Raw genomic sequence first — 2,879 nt, 5'->3', positions numbered from 1 at the left:
GTCGGAGGAAGGCACCTTTGGGTGTCTTTTTTTCTACCTATAATCATTTAATTGTTATATAATAATATTATTGTATTTTAGGAGGAACATAAATGAACAAAAAACTAATCATTGGAATTATCGCTGTACTAGTAGCTATCATTGCTTCCGTAGCTATTTTTAAAGATTCCAAATCAGAAGATATGAAACCTAAGTATTCACAAAAAGATATGGATAAACTTATCGATCAACACTTTAATGAACAGCAAGAATTAAAAACACAAATCAAAGAGTTGAAATCTAAAGTAGACTCCTATGAAAAAGAGCAAACTAGGTCACTTCAACAAACTACACAGCCGAGTCAAGAAACACCTAAACCGCAAGAACAAGAACAGCCTAAAAAAGAAGACGTAAAGCCGGAGTCTCAACCGGAAAAGAAAGAAGTACCTAAACCGGAACAAACTACTGGAACATTAGCGAACCCAGTAAAGAACATCGACAAAACAGAAGCTATGAATAAGGTTAAAGAAAAAGCTAAGAAAGACTTCCCAGATGATTATTCTACTCAAAATTATGTTGCAAATAAACAATCCAAAGCATTTGACTATTTAAATAACATTGAAATTAAGTCGCAAGAAGAATTAAATATTATAAATAAGGCACTACGTGATTTTCCTACTGATTTTTCAACAGCAAAATATGTATATGAAAAACAAATGAAAGCTAAAGGTGAGCAAGAGGCCCAGTAATAATTTAATAAAACAGATAATAAACATGGTAAAATAATAATTGGATGGGAGTCCAATACATATTATTTTAATTAAGATGGTTCAAGTCAGAGGAAGGCACCTTAGGGTGTCTTTTCTTTATGAATAAGAGATAGATGGGAAAAATAAATTATAGGACAGAAATATAGTCTAAAACTTCTAAACTATCTTTTTATTTCCTTTCGACATAATATGACAATATAAAGATATTTAATTTGTTATTATTAACGTGGCAATCTTACATTTTACATAATTGGAGGAACAAACGTGGGAAAAATATTTAAGTTTGGATGCCTAGGCATTATAGCTTTATTTGTAATCGGAATAATTGCTATGGTTGCTGGTGGTGGAGATTCAACAGAACAAACTTCAACAGACACTAAAGCGGTATCAAAAGAAGGTGTATCTTCTGATGTGAAAATCTCTGTAGGATCTATGGAAACAGTAGATTCTGTGGGTAATGAATACTCAAAAGAACAAGCACAAGGTGTCTTTAAGATTTTAGAAGTTACACTTACTAATAATCAAAAAGACGCTATCACTGTTGATACTAACAGCTTTAAATTGGTAGATAACAAAGGTCGTGAATTCACATCTTCTGTACAAGGTCAATCATCTTTTGACTTAGCTAACGGTGGAAAAACTGACTTCTTCTTAAAACAATTAAATCCTGGTCTAACACAGACAGGGAAAATTGTATTTGATATACCAAAAGATGCTGAAGGACTTTTCTTAAAAGCTAGTGGCGGTATGACAGGTAAAGAAATTAATTTAAAAGTAGAATAGGAAAAAGGTACTCGAAAGAGTGCCTTTTTTTCTTAACAACTGACATTACTTAAGGTAGTAAAATAATGTTTGGACGGGAGTCCAATACATATTATTAAAATTAAAGTGGTTCAAGTCGGAAGGCACCTTTGGGTGTCTTTTTTTTTATAAAAAAGGACTCTAAAACGCCTTAAATTAGTAAACTTCAATATTACTCTTTTTTATTATTCTGTTTTAACTTAATATATTAATATTAAGTTAAAAAATGTTATAATTAGTAAATAATTATATTAATTAGATGGAGAGGATACAATATTATGGGTTATAAATTTCGTAGAATTATCCAGTTTTCTCCGGGTGTGAAAATTAACTTTACATACACAGGTATGGGAGGGAACTCTATTTCACCTGAATCAAGAACAACAACTTATGTACCTGGAACTGGAATCTCGTATACACCACGAATAGCTGAGTCAAACAATTATTATATACAACGAGGATATCAAGGACCAAACACTTCCTATCCCACTATGGATGAACAAGATTACAATACGGTAAATGCATTTGAGCCAGTAAAAGAAACCCAAACTTACCTTGTTACTGCTTTTCGTAAAAAGGATAATCAAGTAAACTCCGTAGGTAGAAAACTCATGAAACCACTTTCCATAATTACAGGCGTTTTCGCGGGCCTATTCTTAATTATGATGCTTATTATACCTGCTCTAATCATGGCATTCTTTTCTTTCCTATGCTATAAAAATATAAAAACACCATTTGCAGTTGTATGCCCAGAATGTGATGCTGAGAATCTATTCATTTTTGAAGAAGAGAAGATCGCTTGTCGTAAATGTGAGAGTACTCTTATAATCCAAAAATAAATGGTTCTCAAATTAACGTCTCTTTATTAGTCAAAACAATATAAATCTAATTATAAATATAAACAGATAAAAAGAGGGATAAGTGAATATCATTATTAACTTTGAAGCGTTTAATCCAACTATAAACGACTTAGCTATCAAACTTGCTATGGTACTGTTTATACCGTTATTCTTAGCATTGATTGTCAAAGTGATACTTATGAAATTTATGAAAGAATCAATTGCTGGCAGATTAGCAAGTCTATCTTTGTTATTCTTTATGTACTATGTATTTAAATTTATTACAGCGTAAAAGGCACCTTTGGGTGTCTTTTTTCTGCATTAAAAATACCTACCTATTTCCCTAGGTAGGCATTTTGTGACTTTGTATTTGCAAACGATGATATTATGACAAAACTCCTTAATCCCCAAACTCTCTGATCGTTCTTCCTCAATACGCTTAAACTGGTTCTATGTATACTAGTCTAAAGTACGAGCAGCTGCATAGAAT

General features: G+C 31.8%; 4 protein-coding genes. All 4 read left to right on the top strand.

Features of this window, described 5'->3' with window-relative positions; translation table 11 throughout:
- The first annotated feature begins 92 nt into the window (after positions 1 to 92).
- The 4 genes from HMPREF2590_RS03830 (at position 93) to HMPREF2590_RS03815 (ending at position 2,681) form a co-directional block, all read left to right on the top strand.
- Entirely contained in the window at positions 93 to 728 is a 636-nt protein-coding gene (locus HMPREF2590_RS03830) for a hypothetical protein (protein WP_001035533.1), read from the top strand.
- A gap of 285 nt (positions 729 to 1,013) precedes the next feature.
- A complete protein-coding gene (locus HMPREF2590_RS03825; RefSeq protein ID WP_000516008.1) occupies positions 1,014 to 1,532 on the top strand; it encodes a DUF4352 domain-containing protein in 519 nt (172 codons plus the stop codon).
- Positions 1,533 to 1,828: 296 nt separating this feature from the next.
- Entirely contained in the window at positions 1,829 to 2,389 is a 561-nt protein-coding gene (locus HMPREF2590_RS03820) for a DUF4236 domain-containing protein (RefSeq protein ID WP_061656009.1), read from the top strand.
- An 82-nt stretch (positions 2,390 to 2,471) separates the two neighbouring features.
- The gene (locus HMPREF2590_RS03815; protein ID WP_001021325.1) at positions 2,472 to 2,681 is read left to right on the top strand and encodes a hypothetical protein; all 210 of its coding nucleotides are present in this window, start codon (positions 2,472 to 2,474) and stop codon (positions 2,679 to 2,681) included.
- The last annotated feature ends 198 nt before the right edge of the window (positions 2,682 to 2,879 follow it).

Origin of the sequence: Bacillus sp. HMSC036E02 (assembly GCF_001836235.1) — a bacterium.
In the GTDB taxonomy this organism is placed as follows: Bacteria; Bacillota; Bacilli; order Bacillales; family Bacillaceae_G; genus Bacillus_A; species Bacillus_A cereus.
Note: the sequence above shows the minus strand (reverse complement) of the source record. Positions and strands in the feature narration are given on the sequence as shown.

Coding starts and splice junctions, on each gene's coding strand:
- HMPREF2590_RS03830 (WP_001035533.1), top strand. CDS start 93: ATGAACAAAAAACTAATCATTGGAATTATCGCTGTACTAGTAGCTATC.
- HMPREF2590_RS03820 (WP_061656009.1), top strand. CDS start 1,829: ATGGGTTATAAATTTCGTAGAATTATCCAGTTTTCTCCGGGTGTGAAA.